Below are 25,099 nucleotides of genomic sequence, written 5' to 3'. Positions count from 1 at the left end.
TACACTCAGACCCTGTAAAACCGACTCTTACCGAATTACTTTTCACGTTCTCACGAGGTTTGCCATGGCTGATTACAAAGCGCCGCTGCGTGATATGCGCTTCGTCCTCAACGAAGTCTTTGAGGTCGCCAAGACTTGGGCCCAATTGCCGGCATTGGCAGACACCGTCGACGCCGAAACGGTTGAAGCCATCCTCGAAGAAGCCGGCAAGGTCACGGCCAAATCCATCGCCCCCATCAGCCGCGCTGGCGATGAACAAGGCTGCCGTTGGGAAGACACGGCGGTCTTCACTCCGGAGGGTTATCCACAGGCCTATAAAACCTACGCCGAAGGCGGTTGGGTCGGTGTCGGCGGTGACCCTGTGTTCGGCGGCATGGGCATGCCCAAGGCGGTGTCGGCCCAGGTTGAAGAGATGATCAACTCGTCGAGCCTGGCATTCGGGCTGTACCCGATGCTGACGTCCGGCGCCTGCGTATCGATCAACACCCACGCCAGTGAAGAGCTTAAGGCCACGTACCTGCCGAAGATGTACTCCGGCGAGTGGGCCGGTTCCATGTGCTTGACCGAAGCCCATGCCGGTACCGACCTGGGGATTATCCGCACCAAGGCTGAGCCTCAGGCGGACGGCTCCTACACCATCAGCGGCACCAAGATCTTTATCACCGGTGGCGAGCACGACCTCACCGAAAACATCATCCACCTGGTGCTGGCCAAGCTGCCGGACGCACCGGCTGGGCCCAAGGGCATTTCGTTGTTCCTGGTGCCGAAGTTCATGGTCAATGCCGACGGCAGCCTGGGCGCGCGCAACCTGGTGAGCTGTGGCTCCATTGAACACAAGATGGGTATCCAGGCGTCCGCCACTTGCGTGATGAACTTCGACGGCGCCGTGGGTTACCTGGTGGGCGAGCCTAACCGTGGCTTGGCGGCGATGTTCACCATGATGAACTACGAGCGTCTGGGCGTGGGTATCCAGGGCCTGGCGTCCGGTGAGCGTTCGTACCAGAACGCCATCGAGTACGCGCGTGACCGTCTGCAGAGCCGCTCCCCGCTGGGCGCCCAGGCCAAAGACAAGGTTGCCGACCCGATCATCGTGCACCCCGACGTGCGTCGCATGCTGCTGACCATGAAAGCGGCGAACGAAGGCGGTCGTGCGTTCTCGACCTACGTGGCGACGCAGCTGGATATCGCCAAGTTCAGTGACGATGCCGCCGCCCGCGAGCGAGCTGACAATCTGGTGGCGTTGCTGACGCCGGTTGCCAAGGCGTTCCTCAGCGACCTTGGCCTGGAAACCACCGTGATGGGCCAGCAGGTATTCGGTGGCCACGGTTACATTCGCGAATGGGGCCAGGAGCAGCTGGTGCGTGATGTGCGTATCACCCAGATCTACGAAGGCACCAACGGCATTCAGGCGCTGGACTTGATGGGGCGCAAGATCGTCGGCAGCGGCGGGGCGTTCTATGCGTTGTTCGCTGACGAGATTCGCCAGTTCATCGCTACCGCAGGGGCGGAGCTGGGTGAGTTCACCCGTCCGCTCAGCGCGGCGGTGGATAACCTCGATGAGTTGACCGCGTGGGTGCTGGATCGCGCCAAGACCAACCCGAATGAAATCGGGGCGGCTTCGGTGGAATACCTGCACGCCTTTGGCTACATGGCGTACGCCTACATGTGGGCGCGCATGGCCAAGGCCGCGTGGGGCAAACAGGCTGAGGAAGACTTCTACGCCAGCAAGCTGGGCACTGCGCGGTTCTACTTTGCGCGCCTGCTGCCGCGGATTCACTCGCTGAGTGCGTCGGTAAAAGCTGGCAGTGAATCACTGTTCTTGCTGGATGAAGCATTGTTCTAAGGGTTGGGAGGGCGTGTAAGCATTCTCTTACATGACGTGCTGCTATTCGTCCTCTATCGCCAAATTGGATCCATCGATAATCTACTTCACATGGACGTCGCGCAGGAAGCGCAAAGCAACAACACGGACACGTAGGATTCTGCCAGGACGGCGGAGTGAAATGGATGTCAGGGAAACAGTCTGCAAAGCCCCGCTTCGGCGGGGTTTTCTTTTGCCCGCGAAAAAGTTCAGGCAGGCGCCTGCGGGGCATTCATCACGTCTTCCAGCAAGGTGCGCAACAACGCCACCGTCGCTTGCTGGCGCTGCACGTCGCGGCACACCAAGCCCACTTTCAGTGGCACCCTCGGTTCACTCAACGGCTTCCACAGCAGCAACTGGCTGTTGTGCTCATCCTGTGAACGCCCCGGCAACACCGTGGCAAGCTGGGTATGGGGCAGGCTGTCGAGAATCCCCACCATGGTGTTGAGTTCTGCCTGCACTTGCGGGCGTCGCCCGAGGTTGGACAGTTGGCCTTGCCAGATCTGCCGAACCTGAAACTCTTCCCCCAGCAACAACATCGGCAATTCGGCCGCCTGTTTCAACGAGACCTTCTTGAATTCCCGCAGGGGATGGTCTTCTGGGATGACCACCTTCAACTCATCCTCGTACAGCAGCACGCCATGCAGCCCTGGCTGGCGCGGCGGCAAATAGCTGATGCCGATATCCAGCGAGCCGTTGAGCAAACGCCGTTCAATCTCCAGCCCCGTCAATTCATAGATCTGTACGACCAGATGCGGCTGGGCCTTGCGCACGCGTTCCAGCATTTGCGGCACCAGGCTGGTGTGCACGGTTTGCAGCACGCCGATGGCCAATGTGCGCATCGCCTGGCCCTTGAAGTTGCGCAGGGCTTCGACGGCTTGTTGCATGCCGTCGATCAGCGGCAGGGCATGGTTATACAAGGTATGTGCGGCGAGGGTGGGCAACAGCCGTTTGCTGCTGCGCTCGAACAGGCTCACATCGAGGTTCTGTTCCAACTGGCGAATCTGTTGCGACAGGGCTGGCTGCGAGATGGAAAGGCGCTCGGCAGCGCGGCCCACGTGGCCTTCTTCATACACCGCGACGAAATAACGCAGTTGCTTGAAATCCATAAGACTTACTTATCGAAAAAGCTGGAAAATCGAAATGGCCGACGGCCCCTTGGGCGCCTAGTCTAGCGCCTATTCGCAGGGCTTACAGGGCCGGATCGGGCAATGAACAGCGTTTATGTTGATGATGTTTACATAGGCAAGGCAATAAACCTCAAGGCCGCAGTAGTGGGGCGCATCGACCAAGGTCCCGTTGCTATTACAGGTGAGCTATGAATCTGTTCCGTCGTTCCACGCCGAGCCTGGACGATTTGGTTCTGGAGGCCTCCAGCAAAAATCCATCCAGTGAATCTCTGATGCCCACCGTGGCACGCCCACCTCAAATCTTCGTACGCGGCCAGGGCTCGTGGCTGTGGGACAGTGACGAGCGTGCCTACCTGGATTTCAGCCAGGGCAACGGCGCCAATAGCCTCGGCCACAGCCCGCAATCCTTGATCAAGGCCCTGGCGGATCAGACTCAGTCACTGATCAATCCGGGCAACGGCCTGCACAATCGCGCCCAACTCAACCTCACTGAACGCCTCTGCCACCGCACGGGCAGCGACCAGGCCTGCCTGCTTAACAGTGGCTCCGAGGCCGTTGAAGCCGCGATCAAACTGGCGCGCAAGTGGGGCCAGTTGCATCGCAACGGCGCCTACCGAATCATCAGCGCCAGTGCCGGCAACCATGGGCGCAGCTTTGCGGCGCTGTCAGCGTCGGCGGGCGGCCCGCACAACCGCTTTGAGCCGCAGTTGCCGGGGTTCAGCCACGTGCCCTTCAATGACTTGCCGGCCCTGCATGCAGCCGTTGATGCGCATACCGTTGCCATCCTGCTTGAACCTATCCAGGGTGAAGCCGGCGTGATTCCCGCGACCGAACACTACCTCAAGGGCGTTGAGCGACTGTGCCGGGAACTGGGGATCCTGCTGATCCTCGACGAAGTGCAAACTGGCATTGGGCGCTGCGGCACGCTGCTCGCCGAGCAGCAGTACGGTGTGCGTGCCGACATTGTCACGCTCGGCAAAGGCTTGGGCGGCGGCGTTCCACTGGCAGCCCTGCTGGCACGTGGCAAAGCCTGCTGTTTCGAGGTGGGCGAATTGGAAGGCACCCATCATGGCAATGCACTGATGGCCTCGGCGGGTGTGGCGGTACTTGATGCCGTGTTGGAACACGGCTTTCTTGAACACGTGCGCGAGTCCGGCCTTCACTTGGGCGAAGGGCTGGCCCGCCTGGCCTATCGCTATGACCACGGCCAATTGCGCGGTCATGGCCTGATGTGGGGCCTGACCTTATCGGATGATTCTGCGGATGCAGTGGTAAAAGCCGCACTGCATGAAGGCCTGATCCTCAATGCCTCGCAACCCAACTGCCTGCGTTTCACCCCGGCGCTGACGGTGAGCAAAAGCAACATCGACGAAATGCTCCTGCGCCTTGCCCGCGCCTTCTCCCGCGTGCGCACCGCACAACTGCAATGCCGCAAGGGTATTGCTGTTTAAACCTGATTTCCTGAACCGTCTCGCGGTATACGCGGCGCCTCCGGCCTGATTCTTTTGGCTGGGGGCGTTTTTTTGTCTGGGCGGACATAGATGGCCCAACGCCAGATTTCACTGAACCCTCACACACCGCCAAGGTCGATTAGCTTAACGGCTCACACGAGCCGATTTTTTGGAGCTGACCCGATGGATTTCATTCGAATCATCATCGCCATTCTGTTGCCGCCACTGGGTGTGTTCCTGCAAGTGGGCTTCGCCGGCGCGTTCTGGCTGAACATCCTGCTGACCCTGTGCGGCTACATCCCGGGCATCGTGCACGCGGTGTACATCATCGCCAAACGCTGAGGCCGTCAGCCTTTTGCGATGAGCCGGGAGTTGCGTTCATTGCGAAAGGCCAGTTGCTCGATGGTCTGGGTGGCGTGCTCGGCGTCTTCTCGCGCTTGAAGGATGATGCCGTGCTGATCGGACTTGCTGCACACCGGGTCAGCATTGCTTGCGTCCCCCGTGAGCATGAACGCCTGGCAACGGCAGCCGCCGAAGTCCTTTTCCTTTTCATCGCATGAGCGGCATGGCTCGGGCATCCAGTCATAGCCGCGAAAGCGGTTGAAACCGAACGAGTCGTACCAGATGTGCTGCATGCTGTGGTCGCGCACATTGGGAAATTGCACCGGCATCTGTCGGGCACCATGGCACGGCAAGGCAGTGCCATCCGGTGTGACTGTCAGAAAGATGCTACCCCAGCCATTCATGCAGGCTTTCGGGCGCTCTTCGTAGTAGTCCGGCGTCACGAAAATCAGCTTGCACGGGTGGCCTTCGGCTTCCAGCTTGGCCCGGTATTCGTTGGTGATGCGTTCGGCGCGCACCAACTGTTCCTGGGTCGGCAACAGCCCCACTCGATTGAGCTGGGCCCAGCCATAGAACTGGCAGGTGGCGAGCTCGACAAAGTCCGCCTCCAGGGCGATGCACAGCTCGATGATGCGGTCGATCTTGTCGATGTTGTGCCGGTGGGTCACGAAGTTCAGCACCATCGGGTAGCCGTGGGCTTTCACTGCGCGGGCCATTTCCAGCTTCTGTGCGAAGGCTTTTTTAGAGCCGGCCAGCAGGTTGTTTACCTGTTCGTCGCTGGCCTGGAAGCTGATCTGGATATGGTCCAGGCCGGCTTTCTTGAAGTCGCTGATCTTCTGTTCGGTCAGGCCGATGCCGGAGGTGATCAGGTTGGTGTAGAACCCCAGTTTGCGCGCCTCGCCGATCAACTCGGCAAGGTCCTGGCGCACCAGCGGTTCGCCGCCAGAGAACCCCAGCTGCGCCGCGCCCATTTCCCGCGCCTCACGAAACACCTTGATCCACTGTTCGGTGCTGAGCTCCTTGCCCTGCTCGGCAAAATCCAGCGGGTTGGAGCAATACGGGCACTGCAACGGACAGCGGTAGGTCAGCTCGGCGAGCAACCACAGCGGTAGGCCGATGGCCGGTTTTTCAGGCAAGGGTGATCCAGTGCTCAGCACGGGCGACCTCCATGAATTGCTCGATGTCTTCACCGAGTTCAGGCACGCTGGGGAACTGCTGATCCAGCTCGGCGATAATTGCGGCCACATCGCGCTCGCCATCGATCAAGCCACCGATCAATGCGGCACTGTCGTTGAGCTTGATCATGCCCTCGGGGTAGAGCAGCACATGGCCTTTTTGCGCCGGTTCGTACTGGAAGCGATAGCCAGGGCGCCACGCGGGTGTCTTGCTGCGATCAAAGCTCATAGAGTGATCCCTTTATGCCACACCCGCGCGTCGGTCACGCTGTGATACGGCGGGCGCTTGAGTTCATAGGCCATGCTCATGGCATCGAGCATGCTCCACAAAATGTCCAGTTTGAACTGCAGGATTTCCAGCATGCGCTCCTGGCCTTCACGGGTGGTGTAGTGCTGCAGCGTGATTGCCAGGCCGTGCTCAACATCGCGACGGGCCTGGCCCAGGCGAGTGCGGAAGTACTCGTAGCCAGCCGGGTCGATCCACGGGTAATGCTGCGGCCAGCTGTCGAGGCGCGACTGGTGGATCTGCGGCGCAAACAGCTCGGTCAGCGAGCTGCTGGCCGCTTCCTGCCAACTGGCGCGTCGGGCGAAGTTGACATAGGCATCCACCGCAAACCGCACGCCGGGCAATACCAGCTCCTGGGAGCGCAATTGATCCGGGTCGAGACCCACGGCCTGGCCCAGGCGCAGCCAGGCTTCGATGCCGCCGTCTTCACCTGGCGCGCCGTCGTGGTCGAGCAGGCGCTGGATCCACTCGCGACGGATCTCACGGTCCGGGCAATTGGCCAGGATCGCGGCGTCTTTCAGCGGGATGTTCACCTGGTAGTAGAAGCGATTGGCGACCCAGCCCTGGATCTGCTCACGGGTGGCGCGGCCTTCGTACATCGCCACATGGTAGGGGTGATGGATATGGTAGAAGGCGCCCTTGGCGCGCAGGGCGGCTTCGAATTCAGTGGTGGTCAACGGCGTGTCAGTCATTTCGGTCGCTCCTACAATTCAATGCTCATGCCGTCGTAAGCCACTTCGACATTGCGCCGCACCAGCTCCGCGCGCTCGGGGGAATCTTCGTCGAGGATCGGGTTGGTGTTGTTGATGTGGATAAGCACTTTGCGCTGCTCGGGCAATTGCTCCAGCACTTCCAGCATGCCGCCAGGGCCGTTCTGGGCGAGGTGGCCCATCTCGCGGCCGGTGCGGGTGCCGACACCACGGCGCTGCATTTCATCGTCGTCCCACATCGTGCCGTCCACCAGCAGGCAATCGCTGGCGGCCATGATCTCCAGCAACGGGGCGTCGACCTTGCCCAGGCCCGGGGCGTAGAACAGTTTGCCGCCGGTGCGCAGGTCTTCGACGATCAGGCCGATGTTGTCCCCTGGGTGAGGGTCGAAGCGGTGCGGCGAATAGGGCGGCGCGGCGCTGCGCAGCGGTAACGGGGTAAAGCGCAGGTTGGGGCAGGCCGGAACGGTGAAGCTCGTGTCCAGCTCGATGCGGTTCCAGGCCAGGCCGCCGTTCCAGTGGGTGAGCATGGTGAACAGCGGAAAGCCGGTGCTGAGGTCTTCATGGACCATGTCGGTACACCACACTTGGTGCGGGCAGCCTTCGCGCAGGCTGAGCAGGCCGGTGGTGTGGTCGATCTGGCTGTCCATCAGGATGATCGCACTGATGCCGGTGTCACGCAGGGCGCGGCCGGGTTGCATCGGGGCAAAACCCTGGAGTTGCGCGCGGATATCCGGTGAGGCGTTGCACAGGACCCAGTTCACGCCGTCGTCGGAGATCGCGATGGACGACTGCGTGCGTGCCTGGGCCCGCAGGCTGCCGTCGCGAAAACCCGCGCAGTTGGCGCAGTTGCAGTTCCACTGCGGGAAACCACCGCCGGCGGCGGAACCTAGAATCTGGACAAACATGGCAACTCCATCAAGCAAAGCTCAAAACAAAAACGCCCCGGGCGAACCGAGGCGTTGTATTACCCAGCGGATTAACGGCTGGCGAAGTACATGGTGACTTCGAAACCGATGCGCAGATCAGTGTAAGCAGGTTTGGACCAGGTCATATTCATACTCCTACCAAGGGATGGGACGTTCACTACTAAGTAATACATATAGTCCACCTCCAGTCGGAGATGTTCAGATATTGCGTAGGAATGTTACCCAATTCTTGCTGAGTTAGCGCTGTCTCGGCGGAAAAAGCCTGTTGCAGAGACGGCAATGATCAGTCTGCTACCTGCCAAGTCTCTGCAGGTCGCGGGCCGTTGGCGACACAGCGCCAGCCGCCTGTGGCCTCGTTCAGTTGGCGTGCGGCGTGTTGCAGGTCATCGCGCGTGCAGGTTTGGATCTGTTGTAGCAGTTGCTCAAGGTATCCCGACGAATGGCCGGCCAACCGTGCCTGCCAGATAAGCTCGGCAGCTTGGGCAATCGGCAGCGTCTGTGGTGAGAATTGCTGTGCCAACGCCTGATGACCCAGATCTGGAGTGCTGTCGATCACCGCCGGCACCTGCTGGAGGAAGGTTTGCAGGTGATCGATGATGCCCTCCAGCGCCACGTCAGGGGATTGCACGCCAAACAGCAAGCCGGTTTGGCCGTTGATCTGTCGGATGCCGCTGAACACGGCGTAGCCGATTTGCAGTTCGACCCGCAGGCGCTGGTAGAACGGCCCTTGGAGCAGATGGCCGAGCAGTCGCCATGCGGCCTCATCGGCCAGGGTTTGGCTCGGGGATGGGCAAAAGAGCAACAGTGCGGCTTCGCTGCCGCCGGTCTTCACCTCATGCCACAGATGAAGCCCGCCCAGCGCCACAGGCACGTGCTCGAGGTTGGCCGGCTGGCCGGGCAGGCGCGCCGCCGCCGTTTTGATTGCCGCCTCAACCGAGGCGGGAAAACCCAGCCCCAGGGCCTGCCAGCGAGCAGTGGTCCACGATGCCTCGCTGTCCAGGGGGCGGACGGTGCAACAAGCCGGCAGCGCCTTGAGTAATTCGCGGATGGCAATCATGGGCGTGGTGGCTGGAGGTACCTCGTGAGCCTGGTTCAGGCTTTGCGCCAATGCCTCCAGGACGGCCGGCATGGGTTCGTGCAGCCCGACCATCTTCACCAGCCAGTCATTGCCTAGCGTTTCGAAGGACAATTCCACGCCGGCCTGGCGTGCGTTCTCACGCAGAGGCTGCAATGTGCCTTCCATACCAGCGGGAGCACCCTGCCATTGCACGTACAGCGCGCTTTCATCACCGTCGTCCGCTAACGCCTGGTTGAATGCCAGCGCCGACACCTCACGCCGACCACGGGAGCGATCCTGTGCAAAGGTGCGTAAGCCACGGTGGGCGCTGGTTTGGCCACGGATCAGACCCGCACGTTCTTCTTTCGCCGGCGCTCGCAGAAAGGGGTTGGGAGGTGGCAATTGCCAGGCGTGTTCGGCGAACTTGAGCGGCAGCGAGTCCAGCAAGGCCTTGAGGCCTGTGAGGCTCTGTTGTGACAGGGCTTCCTGATGGTTTCGCGCCAATGCCAGGGCGCCCTGGACCTGTTGTTGGCGAGCGGCCAGCAGGGTGAACTCCTCCTGCAGCGCCGTCCAATCGCTGTGTGCGAAAAAGCTCAGCCAGTCGTGCAGCAATGCCTCGATCTGGGTCGGTGATGCGCCGTCGGGGCTGAGCGTAATGTCGATATCCAACACGGCTTGTCCCGCGAAGTGATACAGCACGCTGGCCTTTACTGCCGTGGCCAGCTGGCGTGTTTTCAGTTCGGCCAGCAGCCCGCCCGGCGCCGAAGCGTTGAGCCAGGTGCAGAGAAAATCGAGGGCCTCTCGGGGCGCATCACCGGTAATGACTTGATGCAGATGTTGGCAGGTGATGTGCTGATAGCTGCGCATCGGCCCAGGCATCAGGGCGGGCGGCTGGGCCTGCGGGTATAGAGACCCCGTGGTCAGTTGGTCGCTGAACTGTTGAGCCAAGGCTTGCAGTGCGTCCAGTGGTTGCGGGCCGGCCAGGCTCAGCGTCATCTGCCCGCTCTGATAGAAGCGGGTATGGAATTCCCGCAACGCCTGCTGAAAAGCCTCACGCTCAACCGGCAGGCTGTCGCGGTTACCCGCATGAAACCCACGCAGCGGATGGTCCGCCGCCAAGCCTTCGAGCAAATCCACTTGCTGCTGTGCCTTGGCATCCTGGCGCCAGGCGACAAATTCTGCGTGCAACACCTCGCGTTCGCGCAGCTGGTCTTCCACTGCCAGGCGCGGGTGGGCCAGCATGTGCGCCAGCCGGTCCAGGCCACCGGCAAACGTTGGTTCTGGTAGCTCAAAGAAGAAGTCCGTGGTGCGCTCACGCGTGCTGGCGTTGACCTGGCCTCCATGGCGTTGCACGTAGGCCATCAGCCCTTCGCCCGCAGGAAAGCGCTCAGTGCCCAGAAACAACAGATGCTCAAGAAAATGCGCCAGCCCCGGCCACGCCAAGGGCACGTCATGGCTGCCCGCAGCTACCTGGAGAACAGCAGCGCAACGCTTCAAACGTGGCGCATGACGCAGGGAAACCCGCAGGCCGTTGGCCAGGGTCAGGTGAAGGTAATGAGGGTGGGCCGGCGCGGGCATGGGCACTTCCGAAACGTTGGAAGTGCCCATGTTAACAAACCGGCTGGTTCAGGGTTTGTGCAGCGCACCGTAGAGTTCGGGGCGACGGTCTTGCAGGTAGTGGTTGGCGGCGCGGGCATCGAGGATCGATTGGCGCTCTAGAGTGCCGACGATCAAGGCTTCATCCAGCCCCGCCTGGGCGATGCGTTGGCCGTTCGGCGCGGCGATGCTGCTTTGCCCGCAGTACTGGATCTCACCTTCGTGCCCACAATAGTTGGCGTAGGCCACATAACATTGGTTTTCAAACGCCCGCGCCCGCACGGTGACATCGGCGACAAAGTCGAAGGGCACCATGTTGGCGGTGGGCACCAGGATCAGCTCGGCGCCAGCCAGGGCCAGGCGCCGGGTGTTTTCCGGGAACTCCAGGTCGTAGCAGATCAGGAAACCGAGCTTCCAGCCGTTGAGTTCGACCAGCGGGAAGTCATCGTCGCCTGCACTGAACATCGAGTGGTCCAGGTCGCCGAACAGGTGCGTCTTGCGGTAGTTGCACAGGCGCTGGCCCTGGGCGTCGATCAGTTGCACGGCGTTGTAGATCTGCCCGTCTTCGGCCCGCTCCGGGTAACCGTAGAGAATTGCCAGCCCGGCGCTTTTGGCCAGCTCGGCAATGGCCTGCGCCGACGGCCCATCCTGCGCCTCGGCCAGGGCGCCCACCGCTTCTGCGCCGATGTTGTAGCCGCTGAGAAACATCTCCGGCAGCACCAGTACATCGGCGCCAGAGGCCTCATGCGCCAGTTGGTGCAGGCGCGTGAGGTTGCCAGCGACGTCCAGCGGCAGTGGCGGGCATTGGTACAAGGCAACACGCATGTTCAGTTCCTCAGTCGGCCAGGGCGATTGGCCCGATTTCGTCGAACACATCCCCTGGCCCCGGGTTCTCGGGGTGAGTGCTGCCGCCGAAGTGATTCATGATGCCCCACACGGCGTTCAGCGAGGTCTGCACCGCGCCTTCCACCCACGCGGGCGTCCAGGAGACGTCATCACCGGCGATAAAGATCCCACGCTGTTCGTCGGGCATGTCCTTCTGCATGAAGTGCGCATACATGCGCTGGTTGTAGCGATAGTGGCCTGGCAGGGCGCCTTTGAAGGCGCCGAGGAAGTGCGGGTCAGCCTCCCAGGACACGGTGATCGGGTCGCCGATGATGCGCGCCTTGATGTCGACCTTCGGGTAGATCTTTTTCAACGCATCCAGGGCCAGCTTCACGCGTTTGTCGATGGGTTGCGGCAGCATTTTCAGCGCGTCGCTCATCCACGAATACGACAGGCAGATGACCCCCGGCTTGTCGTCGCCGTTGTCGAACAGGTAAGTGCCACGGGTGAGGCGATCGGTGAGGGTCATGCTCATCAGGTCGCGGCCGGTTTCCGGGTCTTTGTCTTTCCAGAACGGACGGTCGACCATCACGAAGGTCTTCGATGATTGCATGTAGCGCGTACGGTCCAGGGCCATCCACATTTTTTGCGAGAACAGGGTTTCATCGCATTCGATCTGGGTGGTCAGCAGCCAGCTTTGGCAGGTGGTCAGCACGGCGGCGTATTCGCGGGTGTCGCCGTAGTTGTCGGTCACCGCAAACCGGCCATCCGGCGCGTGGGCAATGCGTTTCACCCCGGCGCGCGGCGCACCGCGGTGCAGCGAACTCAGGCTGGTGCCGGCCGGCCAGTGGGCGCAGCGCTCTGGCACATGGCGCCAGATGCCCATGGGCACCTGCGCGACGCCGCCGACGACGAGGTGCTGGTGGTCGTCGCAGTTGGTCATCACCACGCGGAAGATTTCCAGCATGGAGTTGGGGAAATCCGAGTCCCAGCCACCGGTGCCGAAACCCACCTGGCCAAACACTTCGCGGTGCGCAAACGAGAGCTTGGCGAACGCCTTGGAGGTGGCGACAAAGTCGTAAAAGGTGCGGTCGTCCCACAGCGGCACCAGCTTGTTCCACAGTTCTTTTAGACGCGGTACGTCGCGGTCACGGATGGCCTGCTGGATATCGCCGAACTGCGAACCCGCTTCCAAGGCATCGGCCCATGCGTCGGCCACTTCCTGGAACAGCACGGGCAGGTCGGAGAGTTTTTGCGCGTAGTGGGTCTGGCCTTCGAGGTCGATTACTGTGCTGCCAGAGGCGGGTGTCAGCGGGTTGGGGAAGGGCTTGGTCTCCAGACCCAGCTTATTCACATAGTGGTAGAACGCGGTGGACGACACTGGGAAACGCATACCGCCCAGCTCGGCGATGATGCCTTCGGCGCCTTCGAAGGCCTGGGAGCGCAAGCGGCCGCCCATCTTCGAGGCCTCGTACACCACCGGCTTGAGGCCCAGCTTCATCAGCTCGTAAGCGGCCACCAGGCCTGCGATGCCCGCGCCGACGATCGCCACTTCGGCACCGTGGTTGGCGGAGGGGATGCTGCCGAGCCCGGCCGGGTGCTCGATCCAGTCATCAAAGGCAAACGGGAAATCCGGGCCGAAGATGGTGATGGGCTTTTTACCGTCTGCAGGGTGGCGATTGTTCTTGTTGAGTTCGTTCATGGCAAACCTGGCTGGCAACTCGGCGGGGCACGTCCCGCTGAGTATAGGAAAAGATGGCAGCCAGTTTAGGGAGCGTTGCGCTCGTTAATAAGACGCAAAGTGTCGTCGTAATGAATTGTTTTTAGTCAGAGTGACGAAGGTGGCGGTCAGATTGGCTGTCCGCGATCCAATTTGTTACTGAGGATGATCGACGTGGTGGTTTTCTCCACGCCGTCGACACTGCCGATCTGATCCAGCAGTTGATCGAGCTGTTCGGGCGAGTCGGTGCGCAGCCACGCCACATAATCGAACTCGCCACTCACCGCGCACAGTTGCTGGACCTGGGCCATGGCACTGAGCTTGCGCAGCACGTCCTTGCCCGAACGCGCCTGCACCGTAATGCCCACATACGCCTGCAAACCGCCGTCGACCACCCGTTGGCCAAGGCGCACGCCGTATCCGGTGATCACCTGGGTCTTTTCCAGCCGCGCCAGGCGCGACGTCACCGTTGTGCGTGCGATACCTAGCTGCCGGGCAAGCATGGCGACGCTTTCGCGGGCGTTGATCTGCAGCGCGGCGATCAGTTGGCGGTCGATTTCATCGAGGACGGGCAAGGGGAGGGCTCCAGTGATTTAGCGCTGAGAGTGTGGACGTTTTTTGGACACTTTCGTCGTTTTGTTCGCCTGGGTGGGCTGAGAAACTATTGCGCCAGAAACGCGAAAGCCGCGCAATGCGCGGCTTTGGAGTTGGTGGGCCCACACGGACTTGAACCGTGGACCAAAGGATTATGAGTCCTCTGCTCTGACCAACTGAGCTATAGGCCCTGTAACAGGTCGCGGATTATAGCGATGGTTTCTCCGCTGTGCTATCCGAAAAATCCTCAAGGTTCATACGAAGAAAGGTAGCGGCGAAAAGTTCGGGGGGCAGGGGCAGGCTGACGATGTAGCCTTGCATCTGTTCGCAGCCTTCGGCGGCCAGGAAGGCTTGTTGCGCGGGGTTCTCCACGCCTTCGGCGATGATGGTGAATTGCATGCTGTGACCCAGGGCAATGATGGCGCGCACGATGGCGGCGTCATGGGGGTCGTCGGGCAGGCCGCGCACGAAGGATTGGTCGATCTTCAGGAAGTCCAGCGGCAGGCGCTTGAGGTAACTGAGGGATGAATAGCCGGTGCCAAAATCATCGATTGCCAGCTGCACGCCCAGGCGCTTGAGCTGGTGCAGCACCTCCAGCGCCTCCTCGGCCTGGCTCATGATGAAGTTTTCGGTGATTTCCAGCTGCAGGTTGCCGGGGGCGAGGCGGTAGTCACGCAGTAATTGCTCGATGCGTGCCAGCAGGCCGGGGTGGCGCAGTTGTGCGCCAGCGAGGTTGACCGACAGCGGGCCGAAATCATCGAAGGCCTCTCTCCAGGCGGACATTTGTCGACAGGCTTGCTCCAGTACCCAGTCGCCAATCTGCAGGATCATGCCGTTCTCTTCGGCCAGGGCAATGAAATGTTCGGGTGGCACTTCGCCAAAGGTCGGGTGATGCCAGCGGATCAGGGCTTCGGCGCCGATCAATTCCTCGGTCAGCAGGCTCTGTTTGGGCTGGTAGTAGAGGCTCAGCTCCTCGCGCTCGATTGCGCGGCGCAGTTCATGCTCCAGTGCCACGCGCTCATTGGCCTGGGCGGTGAGGTCGCGAGTGTAGCTTTCGACCCGGTTGCGCCCCTTGGCCTTGGAGCGGTACATCGCCGCATCGGCGTTCTTGACCAGGGTGGCGACGTCGGTGCCGTCCTGGGGATAAAGGCTGGTGCCAATACTGGCGCTGATAAAGAACTCGTGCTCGCCAGCCTGGAACGGTGGGGTGAAGCACGCCAGCAGCTTATTGGCCAGGTGTTCGGCATCGCTGGCGTGTTGCAGGCCGGGCAGCAGGATGATGAATTCGTCGCCGCCCAGGCGGGCCACTGTGTCGATATCGCGCAGTTGCTCCTTGAGGCGCACGGCGATGTCCTTGAGCAACAGGTCGCCGATGGGGTGGCCGAGGCTGTCGTTGATGTGTTTGAAGCGGTCCAGGTCCAGGAACAGCACGGCGCCCTGTTTGCCGGTTTCCTGATGACCATTGAGGGCGGCCTGCAACCGGCTTTCGAACAACGTGCGGTTGGGCAGGCCGGTCAGCGGGTCATGGTGGGCCTGATAGTCAAGGCGGGCCTGAGCCAGTTTGAGGCTGGAAATATCGGCGAATACCGCCACAAAGTGCGTGATCAACTGGTCACGGTTGCGCACGGCACTGATCGTCAGCCAGCTGGGGTACAGCTCGCCATTCTTGCGACGGTTGGAGATCTCGCCCTGCCAATGCCCCTGTGCCGTCAGCTGGTGCCACATCGCGGCGTAGAACGCGCTGTCATGCAGGCCGGAAGCGAGCAGGCGTGGGGTGTGGCCGAGGGCCTCGGCTTCGCTGTAGCCGGTGATTTCGGTGAATGCGCGGTTCACGGCGCTGATGTTCTGGCGGGTGTCGGTGATCAACACGCCTTCGGCCGTGCTCTCGAACACGGTGGCGGCTTGCTGGAGTTTTTCCTGCATCAGCTGGCGGTCGGTGATGTCGCGGGCGATGGTGAGCATGCAATCTTCATCGCCAATGGGCAGCGGGCGACTGGACAGCTCGCACAGGCGAATCAGGCCGTCGGCGCGCCGGATATGGCAGATGAAGTCGCGCACGAAACCATCGCGTTGCATCAGCTCCAGCATGTGCTTGCGTTCGTTGAGGTCGACCCAGATGCCCAGGTCCAGCGTGGACTGGTCCAGGGATGTGGCGCTGGTGAACCCGGTCAGTCGGCTGAAACCTTCGTTCACTTCAATCAGCAGCCCATCGCGCTGACGGCTGAGCAGCAAGCCATCGGGTGAGGCATGGAACGCCTTGGCAAATTTCTCTTCGGAGGTTTGCAGTTGTTGCTGGGTTTCCTTGAGTTGGGTGATGTCGCGCACCACCACCACCAGGGCTTCGGTGGTGTCGAGTTGGAACGGTTCGGCCGAGATCAGCCCGATGAAGGCCTGGCCGTTGCTGCGTAAAAAGGGCATTTCCAGGTTGCGGATGCTGGTGGTCTGCACCCGTTGCAGCAGGTCGGGGCCGACACCCTGGATACCCCAGATATTCAGCTCGGTGGCAGTTTTGCCGACAACATCGGCGGCGCTCAGGCCGATCTGGTCTTCAAAGGCCTTGTTGACCTCCAGCAGGCAGCCATCCGACAGCCGTGCGATCACCAGGATGTCCGGGCATTGCTGGAACACCGAGGCGAATTTCTGCTCGGACAGCTGCAGCGCTTCTTCGGTGCGCTTGGCTTCGCTGATGTCGATCATCAAGCCGCGCAGTACCGGCTCATGCCCGTGCTCGATCAGGCTGACAATGTCCCGCACCCACAGGCAGCGGCCGTCAGCGGTTATGACGCGATAATCCAGGCTGTGGTCGCGGTTGGCGCGGGTTTCGCGGTAGCAGTAGGCTTCGGCACGCGTCAGGTCGGCGGGGTGGATGATATTGCGCCAGAAGCCCGGGATCAGCCAGTGCGCCCGCGGGTAGCCCAGCAGTTCCTCGGCGTGGGGGGAAACGTAGCTGTAGGTGAAATCAGTGATGCTGGCTTCCCAGGCGATGGCGGACAGGCTCTCCACCAAGCCGCGATAGTGGTATTCGCTGCTGCGCAGTTCTTGCTCAAGGGCCACGCGGCGGGAAATCTCCGAGCTGAGCCGACGATTGATCCGAATCACGATGGCCAACACGGTGCTCAGCAACAACACGGCTGGCAGGCCGTATGTCAGTAGGTCGGCCCAGAAGGTGCGGTGGTCCGTGAAGCTGCCTACCCAGTGTTGCTGGATGGCATCGGTTTCATCCGAGCTGAGGTCGGCGAGCACCTTGTCCAGAATGCCCACCAGTATTTTTTCATCTCGGGGCACGCCCATCGCCAATTGATAGCGGTAGGGCGTCTCCCCGCTGACGTACAGGCCGTCGAGCTTCAGCTGGCGCAGGCTCCAGACGCTGGAAGCCAGGTCGCCCACCACCGCGTCCACTTCGTCCGTGGCCAGGGCTTGCAGGGTGGAGCTGACGTTGGGCATGGCCACCAGGTTGAGGTCGGGGTGGTGGGTGCGCAGCAATTCGTGGGGGGCATAATTCTCCACCACGGCGATCTTGAGCCCGTACAGGTCTTTGAGGCTGCGCGGTTTCGCGCCGCCTTCATGGGCGAGGATGACGATGGGGAAGTCCAGGTACGGGCGCGTAAAAGCCAGGTAGCTCTGGCGCTCCGGGGTAGACATGATGCCGGGCAGCAGGTCCAGCTGGTTGCTTTTGGCCTGCTCCAGCACGGCAGTCCAGTTTGCCGGTTCGATCAGCTTGATTCGTACGCCCAGGCGGTCCTGTATCAAGCGCACATAGTCAGCCGCCAGGCCCTGGTAGCGGCCATTTTCGTCCTTGTATTCGAACGGTGGCCAGGACGCGTCCACGCCCAGGCGCAGCTCCTGATGGTCCGCCAACCAGCCACGCTCATCATCAGTAAGAGTCAACGCGCCAGCCGTTGCGGTCCAGGTCAGCAGCGACAGCAGTAACACAGTCGGCAATCTGGGCATAACGGTCTCGTTATGGCACGGGGAATGTTTCGAGTGTAGACGGGCATTGCGGGGGAGGGGTGTTGCGCAAGGTTTTATCGATACAAAACAAAACCCCCGGCCTGGGCCGGGGGTTCTGGTATCACTCGTCGAGGAAGGAGCGCAGATGCTCGCTTCGCGTCGGGTGGCGCAACTTGCGCAGCGCCTTGGCTTCGATCTGACGGATCCGCTCGCGGGTCACGTCAAACTGCTTACCGACTTCCTCAAGGGTGTGGTCGGTATTCATGTCGATGCCGAAACGCATGCGCAGTACCTTGGCTTCACGGGCAGTGAGGCCGGACAGTACGTCGCGAGTCGCTTCTTTGAGGCTCTCAACAGTAGCAACATCGATTGGCGACTGCATGGTCGAGTCTTCGATGAAGTCACCCAGATGGGAGTCTTCGTCATCACCGATCGGGGTTTCCATGGAGATCGGCTCTTTAGCGATCTTCAATACCTTGCGGATTTTATCCTCAGGCATTTCCATGCGTTCGCCCAGCTCTTCCGGGGTCGGTTCGCGACCCATTTCCTGCAACATCTGCCGGGAAATACGGTTGAGCTTGTTGATCGTCTCGATCATGTGCACCGGAATACGGATGGTGCGGGCCTGGTCGGCGATCGAGCGAGTGATCGCCTGACGGATCCACCAGGTGGCATAGGTCGAGAACTTGTAGCCACGACGGTATTCGAACTTGTCCACAGCCTTCATCAAGCCGATGTTGCCTTCCTGGATCAGGTCGAGGAATTGCAGGCCACGGTTGGTGTACTTCTTGGCGATGGAGATCACCAGACGCAAGTTTGCTTCAACCATCTCTTTCTTCGCGCGGCGGGCCTTGGCCTCACCGATCGACATGCGACGGTTGATGTCCTTGATCTCGGCGATCGTCAGACCGGTTTCGGTCTCAAGCGCGGTCAGCTTCTGCTGGCAACGGATGATGTCCGGTTGCAGGCGGCCGATGGCTTCAGCGTATTTCGCCTTGCCCTTGGCCAGCGCGTCGGACCAGCTTTCGTCAACTTCGTTGCCCGGGAACTGGCGCAGGAAGTCGGCACGCGGCATGCGCGCATCACGGACGCAGAGCTGCATGATCGCACGCTCTTGTGCACGCAGACGCTCAAGGGCGCTGCGAACGCGCTCAACCAGGCCTTCGAATTGCTTCGGTACCAGCTTGATCGGCATGAACAGCTCAGCCAGCGCCAACAGCTCGGCGATGGCCTGCTTGTTGGTGCGACCGTGCTTCTTCAACGCCTTGCGGGTGATTTCCATCTGATCGGAAACCGCACCAAAACGCTGGGCCGCGATGATCGGGTCCGGACCGCTTTCAACTTCTTCTTCATCGTCGCTGCTGGCTTCAGCATCGTCGTCATCGGAATCGTCGTCAGCTTTCGCGGCTTTCGCATCGACAGGCGGCGGTACTTCGGCGGCAGGCGGGGCAATGCCGTCGTCCGGGTCGATGTAACCGCTCAGGACGTCGGACAGGCGGCCACCTTCGGTGGTCACGCGGTTGTACTCGGAGAGAATGTGGTCAACCGTGCCAGGGAAGTGCGCGATTGCGCCCATCACTTCACGGATGCCCTCTTCGATACGCTTGGCGATTTCGATTTCGCCTTCGCGAGTCAGCAGCTCGACCGTACCCATTTCACGCATGTACATGCGCACAGGGTCAGTCGTACGGCCGATATCGGTCTCCACCGCAGCCAACGCGGCGGCAGCTTCTTCAGCGGCGGCTTCGTCGGTATCGGCGTCAGCCAGCATAAGGGAATCCTTATCTGGCGCAGCTTCGAATACGTTGATCCCCATGTCGTTAATCATGCGGATGATGTCTTCCACCTGCTCTGGATCTGAAATATCCTCAGGCAGGTGGTCGTTGACCTCCGCGTAAGTCAGGTAGCCCTGCTCACGACCGAGAACGATCAACTCTTTGATACGAGACTGCTGTTGCGCTTTTCCGGACATAACACCCTATCCACTGAAGGTCTTGGCGGGCAAAAAACAAGCCGAGGATTATACCCGAGCTATGACCTCACACGCCAGCTGAGGTCGGGTTTGATGCGGAAACATTCTGTTTTAAGAGGTCGCGCATCTGTTTTGCTATCTGAATTTGCTCTTCAGCCGATAATCCCGGCTGCCTTGCTCTCTTGATGAGTTCATCGAGGGTCTGCGTGTGCTGACCCGCGGATAACCTAGTAATGGTGTCTAAAAACTGTTGTTCAAGGTTTTCGCCGTCAATTAGCCATTCCTTTTCCGCGAGTGCTTTCAACAGCCGGCCTTGTTCGGTGCCGTGCCAGCGCGCCATCAACTGGATTGAGTTTAGCTTAGGATTTTTCTGTACCGCCTCGATCAAGGCGATCAGTACCTGGGCGTAAGTGTTGCTCGCGTTGGCGAAATGGTCGGCGCTCTCAACCTTGCCCGCCAGTTGCGGGTGATGGATGAGCGTGCGCAGCGCGATCAGTGTAGGCGCTTCTACGGCAACGGGCGTACGCGGTGCGTAAGCCTCATCGCGGTCGCCACGCTTGCCGTTCTTGCTCCAGGGTTTCTTGTCCCATTTCTTGCCGCCGGCGCTGGGCTTCTTCGGTGTCCATTCCTGCTGGGGCGCATAGGCCTCCTGCGGTTGGTGGAAGTCCGAATAGTCCGGCATGGCGTCGTAATCCATGCCGGGGTCGTAGGCCGGTGGCGGTGCGTCGTGTGGTGCGCTGTGCACCAGCTGGCTGACCGCTTCGCCGCTCAACCCGGTGATTTCCTGCAGGCGCATGCGCATCAGCGATTTCAGGTTGGCGCCGGGGACTTTGTCGATCAGCGGTGCCGCGAGGGTGGCCATGTGGGCCTTGCCTTCGAGGGAGCGCGGGTCGGCTTCTTCGGTCAGTTGCTGGAAGAAATAGTCTGCAAGCGGTTGTGCATGCTGATTGATACGAGCACGGAACGCGTCGGTGCCTTCAGAGCGCACCAGGGTATCCGGGTCTTCGCCTTCGGGCAGGAACAGGAAGCGCGCGCGGCGCCCGTCCTGCAGGCTCGACAGTGTTGCCTCAAGGGCGCGCCAGGCAGCGTTGCGGCCGGCCTGGTCGCCGTCGAAGCAGAACAGCACGCTGGGCACCACGCGAAACAGGCGTTTCATGTGTTCTTCGCTGGTCGCGGTACCCAGCGTGGCGACGGCATTGCGCAAGCCCTGTTGGGCGAGCGCGATCACGTCCATATAGCCTTCAACCACGATGATCTCGTCGAGGTTGCGATTGTTCTTGCGCGCTTCGAACAGGCCGTAGAGTTCCTGGCCTTTGTGGAACACCGGCGTTTCCGGGGAGTTCAGGTACTTGGGTTTGTCGTCCCCCAGTACCCGGCCACCAAAGGCGATGATGCGGCCCCGGCTGTCGCGGATCGGGAACATCACGCGGTCGCGGAAGCGGTCATAGCGTTTGCCGGTCTCGGCGTTTTCCACCAGCAGGCCGGCATCGATCATGGCTTTTTGCTGGAGGGTGTCACTGCTCAAGTGCTTGTACAGGTTGTCCCAGCCGGGCGGGGCAAACCCCAGGCCAAAGTCGCGGGCGATTTCACCGGTAAGGCCGCGCCCTTTCAGGTAGTCGACGGCGGCCTTGCGCTGCGGGTGGCTTTTAAGCGCCTGACGGTAAAAGTCGGCGGCGGCGGTCAGCAGCGGGTACAGCGGCGAATCGGTTGGCTGGCGCGGTTTGTGCGAGCGCCCGCTTTCTTCGCGAGGGACTTCCATGCCGGCGGCTTTTGCCAGGTCCTCGATCGCCTGGGGGAAGTCCAGGTTGTCGTGGTCCATGAGAAAGCCCAAGGCGTTGCCGCCTGCGCCGCAGCCGAAGCAGTAATAGAACTGCTTGTCGGGGCTGACGCTGAACGATGGGGTCTTTTCTTTATGGAACGGGCAGCAGGCGGTGTAGTTCTTGCCGGCTTTTTTCAGTTGCACGCGCGAGCTGACAACATCGACGATGTCGGTGCGGTTCAGAAGGTCGTCAATAAAGCTCTGGGGAATCAGCCCGGCCATGGCGTTCTCGTCATCACTGCGTGTCAATGAGGGCCCATCAAATGCTCAAGCGCGCGTATTGCGTGGCTCGATCATCAGTTGTCTGCTTGGGCATTCAGGAAGTGTATCTGCCGTTCATTCACTGACGTTAGTTTCAATCAGGTTTTTGGCATGGAAATGTTGCCCCGGCGTCCGGTCTTGGCCAATGCGGCCTCGGAAGCTCATCGTCGGGCACAGTCGATACAGTTGATCGTCTGTTTGAAGAATAAGTGTGCTCGTCAGTAGCCTTGATAGGCTCGTCAGAAGAGACGTGCACCGCTGGCAAAAGAGCCAGTCCTGACGTGTGAAGCAGTTGTCTCGGTCGCATGTGCGGCGTCAACAGTGAAGCATCAAGCGATATCCGCAAATGCCATTAGCCCGGCTGAGGGCCGGGCTTGGCAGAAGCTTGCTACGAACGTCTGTGTATTAGTACAGACGAACGGCGCGGCGCTGTTCGCGCTGAACTTTCTTGGCGTGGCGCTTAACAGCGGCTGCTGCTTTACGCTTACGCTCAGAAGTTGGCTTCTCGTAAAATTCGCGGCTACGAACTTCAGCCAGTACACCGGCTTTTTCGCAGGAGCGCTTGAAACGACGCAGAGCTACGTCGAAGGGTTCGTTCTCTTTAACTTTGACGGCTGGCATCCAGAGCTACCTTCTTTCATTACCGGGATCAACGTTCTCGTCGCAAAAAATTCGCGGCTGAGGTCGTCGGTTTTTAAGGGTTGCGGATGTTAACCCCTCATTGCCCGGAATGCAAAGCCTCTGATCGAAAACCGCTAGTCGGGAGGGGGAGTGGCGACTATTATGCGCGCCTTCGAATTCAGCCTCTACAAGGCGCAAACCCATGCTAGTACTGGGACTTGAAACCTCCTGCGACGAAACCGGTGTCGCACTTTACGACAGTGAACGCGGGCTCTTGGCCGACGCACTGTTCAGTCAGATCGACCTCCACCGCGCTTACGGCGGTGTGGTGCCGGAGCTGGCCAGCCGTGATCACGTCAAGCGCATGCTGCCGTTGATTCGCCAGGTGCTGGATGAAGCCGGCTGCGTGCCGACCGAGATCGACGCGATTGCCTACACCGCAGGCCCCGGATTGGTCGGAGCCCTGCTGGTTGGGGCCTCTTGCGCCCAGGCCCTGGCGTTTGCCTGGGGCATTCCGGCCCTCGGCGTGCACCACATGGAAGGCCATTTACTGGCGCCCATGCTGGAAAAAACACCGCCTGAGTTCCCGTTCGTCGCTTTGTTGGTTTCCGGCGGCCATACGCAGCTCGTTCAGGTGGATGGCATCGGCCAATACACCCTCTTGGGTGAATCCCTGGATGACGCAGCCGGCGAAGCCTTCGACAAAACCGCGAAGATGATGGGCCTCAATTATCCCGGTGGCCCGGAAATCGCCCGACTCGCCGAAAAAGGCGTTGCCGGCCGCTATACCTTCCCGCGTCCGATGTGCGATCGCCCGGGCCTGATGTTCAGCTTCAGCGGTTTGAAAACCTCTGCATTGAACACCTGGCAGCAGAGCGTCAGCGCCGGGGACGACAGCGAGCAAGCCCGTTGCGACATCGCGCTGGCGTTCCAGCAGGCCGTGGTGGAGACTTTGACCATCAAGTGCAAGCGCGCTCTTAAGCAGGCGGGCATGAAGCGCCTGGTGATTGCGGGCGGCGTCAGTGCCAACAAGGCCCTGCGTGCTTCGCTGGAAAAAATGCTCGGCGACATGAAGGGCGATGTGTTCTACGCGCGCCCCGAGTTCTGCACCGATAACGGCGCGATGATCGCCTACGCCGGTTGCCAGCGCCTGCAGGCCGGGCAGCATGAAAGCCTGGCGATCAGCGTGCAGGCACGTTGGCCAATGGAGCAGCTTTCACCGTTGTAAGGGGGCAGCCTGAGCCGGGTTCATCGACGGTATTTAAAAATGCCGTTCGCGCCCGGCAAACAGGTCGCGTAAATTGCCCCGGTGGCGCCAGACGATCAGCAGTGTCAGCACGCTCATCGGCAACAGCGCTGCAGGTTCCTGCCAGGCCAGTAGCGGCAGGGTCAGGGGCGTTGCGATCAACGCGGCAAGTGAGCTGGTGCGGGTCAGGTAGAACGTCAGCAGCCAGGCGAGCACGGCCAGCAACGCGGCAGGTGGGTAGATCCCCAGCAACATGCCGGCCGCCGTCGCAACACCTTTGCCGCCGCGAAAGCGGAAGTACAGCGGAAACAGATGGCCCAGGACGGCGCACACGCCAATCCAGGCTTGCTGTTGCAGGGTAAGGCCGGCGAGGTGGGCGATCAGCACGGGCAACAAGCCCTTGCACAGGTCGCCGAGCAGAGTCAGCACCGCGAGCTTCTTGCCGGCCAGGCGCAACATATTGGTGGCGCCGGCATTGCCTGAGCCACTCATTCGCGGGTCGGGATTTCCCGTCAGGCGGCTGAGCAAAATGGCGAAGGACAGCGAGCCGAGCAGGTAGGCGAGAATCGCCAGTGACCAAAACATGCTAACTATTCCGGGCGAGGACGCCCTGATTCTAACGGGGCATCGCGCCCTTGTCGTGCTGCGGAGAAGAGTGCTTGGACAGAGTGTTTATCGAAGGCCTGGAAGTCGACACCGTGATCGGGGCCTACGACTGGGAGCGCGGCATCAAGCAATGCCTGCGCCTGGACCTGAGTTTCGCCTGGGACAACCGCCCGGCCGCTGCCGGTGACGACCTGACCCTGGCCCTGGATTACGCCAGCGTGTCCGCGCGTATCCAGGCCTTTGCCGAGCAATCCCAGTTCCAATTGGTAGAAACCTTCGCCGAACGCCTGGCCGAAGTGCTGATGAGTGAATTCCAGATTCCCTGGCTGCACCTCAAGTTGACCAAGCCGGGGGCCGTTCCGGCTGCCAGAGGCGTGGGCGTGGAGATCGAGCGCGGATGTCGCTAACTCAGGTTTACCTTGGCCTTGGCAGCAACATCGAGCGTGAGTCTCACCTTTGCGCCGGCCTTGATGCGTTGGCGAGCTTCTTGACGGATGTACGCTGTTCGGCGGTGTTTGAAAGCCAGCCGGTGGGCATCAAAAGCGGGCCGTTCTTCAACTTGGTGGTGTCGGCCTACACCGACCTGCCGTTGATGGAGCTGGATCGCCGGTTGAAATTCATCGAGGCCGACAACGGCCGCTATGCGCCGGATCGCAAAGGCTTGCCGCTGGATATCGACGTATTGCTGTACGGCGATTTGGTGGGCAATTTCGACGGCCTGATCCTGCCCCGTGCCGAAATCCTGAAAAACGCCTTTGTGCTGTGGCCGTTGTCGTTGATGGCGCCGGAACGCGTCCACCCGGAAGCGGGCAAAACCCTGGCCGAACTGTGGCGGGATGCGCAAATCAACCAGGTGCTGGCGCCAGTCGCGTTCGAATGGCAGGGCCAACAACTGACCCCGATCCCCCTGATCTCTGCGCCAAACGCACCCTTGTAGGAGCCGGCTTGCC

At 61.0% G+C, this 25,099-nt stretch carries 21 protein-coding genes and 1 tRNA gene; 6 read left to right on the top strand and 16 right to left on the bottom strand.

Annotated features, from left to right (window positions below; genetic code table 11):
- The first annotated feature begins 64 nt into the window (after nucleotides 1-64).
- Nucleotides 65-1,843, top strand: a complete 1,779-nt coding sequence (locus HX792_RS13850) for an acyl-CoA dehydrogenase C-terminal domain-containing protein (protein ID WP_176996631.1) — start codon at nucleotides 65-67, stop codon at nucleotides 1,841-1,843.
- Between the two features lie 227 nt (nucleotides 1,844-2,070).
- Here the strand turns inward: HX792_RS13850 and HX792_RS13845 are convergent, their stop codons facing one another.
- The gene (locus HX792_RS13845; protein ID WP_176996630.1) at nucleotides 2,071-2,970 is read right to left on the bottom strand and encodes a LysR family transcriptional regulator; all 900 of its coding nucleotides are present in this window, start codon (nucleotides 2,968-2,970) and stop codon (nucleotides 2,071-2,073) included.
- Nucleotides 2,971-3,179: 209 nt separating this feature from the next.
- Between HX792_RS13845 and HX792_RS13840 the strand changes: the two genes are divergently transcribed.
- The gene (locus HX792_RS13840; RefSeq protein WP_176996629.1) at nucleotides 3,180-4,442 is read left to right on the top strand and encodes an aspartate aminotransferase family protein; all 1,263 of its coding nucleotides are present in this window, start codon (nucleotides 3,180-3,182) and stop codon (nucleotides 4,440-4,442) included.
- Between the two features lie 183 nt (nucleotides 4,443-4,625).
- The gene (locus HX792_RS13835; RefSeq protein WP_007904205.1) at nucleotides 4,626-4,784 is read left to right on the top strand and encodes a YqaE/Pmp3 family membrane protein; all 159 of its coding nucleotides are present in this window, start codon (nucleotides 4,626-4,628) and stop codon (nucleotides 4,782-4,784) included.
- A gap of 5 nt (nucleotides 4,785-4,789) precedes the next feature.
- Here the strand turns inward: HX792_RS13835 and pqqE are convergent, their stop codons facing one another.
- The 14 genes from pqqE to rpsU form a co-directional block, all read right to left on the bottom strand.
- The gene (gene pqqE / locus HX792_RS13830) at nucleotides 4,790-5,920 is read right to left on the bottom strand and encodes a pyrroloquinoline quinone biosynthesis protein PqqE (RefSeq protein ID WP_218172673.1); all 1,131 of its coding nucleotides are present in this window, start codon (nucleotides 5,918-5,920) and stop codon (nucleotides 4,790-4,792) included.
- A complete protein-coding gene (pqqD, locus tag HX792_RS13825; protein ID WP_176996627.1) occupies nucleotides 5,913-6,188 on the bottom strand; it encodes a pyrroloquinoline quinone biosynthesis peptide chaperone PqqD in 276 nt (91 codons plus the stop codon). Before pqqD ends, pqqE begins: the two co-directional genes overlap by 8 nt.
- Entirely contained in the window at nucleotides 6,185-6,937 is a 753-nt protein-coding gene (gene pqqC / locus HX792_RS13820; RefSeq protein WP_176996626.1) for a pyrroloquinoline-quinone synthase PqqC, read from the bottom strand. The genes pqqD and pqqC overlap by 4 nt, the downstream gene beginning before the upstream one ends.
- Before the next feature lie 11 nt (nucleotides 6,938-6,948).
- Nucleotides 6,949-7,860, bottom strand: a complete 912-nt coding sequence (pqqB, locus tag HX792_RS13815) for a pyrroloquinoline quinone biosynthesis protein PqqB (RefSeq protein WP_176996625.1) — start codon at nucleotides 7,858-7,860, stop codon at nucleotides 6,949-6,951.
- A gap of 71 nt (nucleotides 7,861-7,931) precedes the next feature.
- Nucleotides 7,932-8,006, bottom strand: a complete 75-nt coding sequence (gene pqqA / locus HX792_RS13810) for a pyrroloquinoline quinone precursor peptide PqqA (RefSeq protein ID WP_003194766.1) — start codon at nucleotides 8,004-8,006, stop codon at nucleotides 7,932-7,934.
- 158 nt (nucleotides 8,007-8,164) lie between these two features.
- Nucleotides 8,165-10,516: a pyrroloquinoline quinone biosynthesis protein PqqF gene (pqqF, locus tag HX792_RS13805; protein ID WP_176996897.1), complete on the bottom strand. Its 2,352-nt coding sequence runs from the start codon at nucleotides 10,514-10,516 to the stop codon at nucleotides 8,165-8,167.
- Nucleotides 10,517-10,564: 48 nt separating this feature from the next.
- Complete coding sequence (locus tag HX792_RS13800; protein ID WP_176996624.1) at nucleotides 10,565-11,359, bottom strand: carbon-nitrogen hydrolase family protein; 795 nt, start codon at nucleotides 11,357-11,359, stop codon at nucleotides 10,565-10,567.
- A 10-nt stretch (nucleotides 11,360-11,369) separates the two neighbouring features.
- Nucleotides 11,370-13,061 carry an NAD(P)/FAD-dependent oxidoreductase gene (locus HX792_RS13795; RefSeq protein WP_176996623.1) on the bottom strand — a complete coding sequence of 564 codons (1,692 nt, stop codon included), beginning with the start codon at nucleotides 13,059-13,061 and terminating at the stop codon, nucleotides 11,370-11,372.
- 146 nt (nucleotides 13,062-13,207) lie between these two features.
- Nucleotides 13,208-13,654: an Lrp/AsnC family transcriptional regulator gene (locus HX792_RS13790; protein WP_176996622.1), complete on the bottom strand. Its 447-nt coding sequence runs from the start codon at nucleotides 13,652-13,654 to the stop codon at nucleotides 13,208-13,210.
- 133 nt (nucleotides 13,655-13,787) lie between these two features.
- Nucleotides 13,788-13,864 (bottom strand) — tRNA-Ile (locus HX792_RS13785).
- A gap of 16 nt (nucleotides 13,865-13,880) precedes the next feature.
- On the bottom strand, nucleotides 13,881-17,624 hold the full coding sequence (locus HX792_RS13780; protein ID WP_176996621.1) for a bifunctional diguanylate cyclase/phosphodiesterase: 3,744 nt from the start codon (nucleotides 17,622-17,624) through the stop codon (nucleotides 13,881-13,883).
- Between the two features lie 121 nt (nucleotides 17,625-17,745).
- On the bottom strand, nucleotides 17,746-19,596 hold the full coding sequence (gene rpoD, locus HX792_RS13775) for an RNA polymerase sigma factor RpoD (RefSeq protein ID WP_176996620.1): 1,851 nt from the start codon (nucleotides 19,594-19,596) through the stop codon (nucleotides 17,746-17,748).
- 67 nt (nucleotides 19,597-19,663) lie between these two features.
- Nucleotides 19,664-21,637: a DNA primase gene (gene dnaG / locus HX792_RS13770; RefSeq protein WP_176996896.1), complete on the bottom strand. Its 1,974-nt coding sequence runs from the start codon at nucleotides 21,635-21,637 to the stop codon at nucleotides 19,664-19,666.
- 444 nt (nucleotides 21,638-22,081) lie between these two features.
- Nucleotides 22,082-22,297, bottom strand: coding sequence for a 30S ribosomal protein S21 (gene rpsU / locus HX792_RS13765; RefSeq protein ID WP_002551877.1), 216 nt, complete (start codon nucleotides 22,295-22,297; stop codon nucleotides 22,082-22,084).
- 202 nt (nucleotides 22,298-22,499) lie between these two features.
- Between rpsU and tsaD the strand changes: the two genes are divergently transcribed.
- On the top strand, nucleotides 22,500-23,525 hold the full coding sequence (gene tsaD, locus HX792_RS13760) for a tRNA (adenosine(37)-N6)-threonylcarbamoyltransferase complex transferase subunit TsaD (protein WP_105698159.1): 1,026 nt from the start codon (nucleotides 22,500-22,502) through the stop codon (nucleotides 23,523-23,525).
- 33 nt (nucleotides 23,526-23,558) lie between these two features.
- Here the strand turns inward: tsaD and plsY are convergent, their stop codons facing one another.
- Nucleotides 23,559-24,128, bottom strand: coding sequence for a glycerol-3-phosphate 1-O-acyltransferase PlsY (gene plsY, locus HX792_RS13755; protein WP_176996619.1), 570 nt, complete (start codon nucleotides 24,126-24,128; stop codon nucleotides 23,559-23,561).
- A gap of 74 nt (nucleotides 24,129-24,202) precedes the next feature.
- On the opposite strand from plsY, the gene folB reads away from it, so the two are divergent.
- Together folB and folK are read left to right on the top strand one after the other, a co-directional pair.
- On the top strand, nucleotides 24,203-24,556 hold the full coding sequence (gene folB, locus HX792_RS13750) for a dihydroneopterin aldolase (protein ID WP_176996618.1): 354 nt from the start codon (nucleotides 24,203-24,205) through the stop codon (nucleotides 24,554-24,556).
- A complete protein-coding gene (gene folK / locus HX792_RS13745) occupies nucleotides 24,547-25,086 on the top strand; it encodes a 2-amino-4-hydroxy-6-hydroxymethyldihydropteridine diphosphokinase (RefSeq protein ID WP_176996617.1) in 540 nt (179 codons plus the stop codon). Before folB ends, folK begins: the two co-directional genes overlap by 10 nt.
- Nucleotides 25,087-25,099: the final 13 nt, after the last annotated feature.

The sequence above is a fragment of the Pseudomonas sp. B6002 genome, assembly GCF_013385985.1.
Classification (GTDB): domain Bacteria; phylum Pseudomonadota; class Gammaproteobacteria; order Pseudomonadales; family Pseudomonadaceae; genus Aquipseudomonas.
This window is presented reverse-complemented; position numbering and strand designations above follow the sequence as displayed.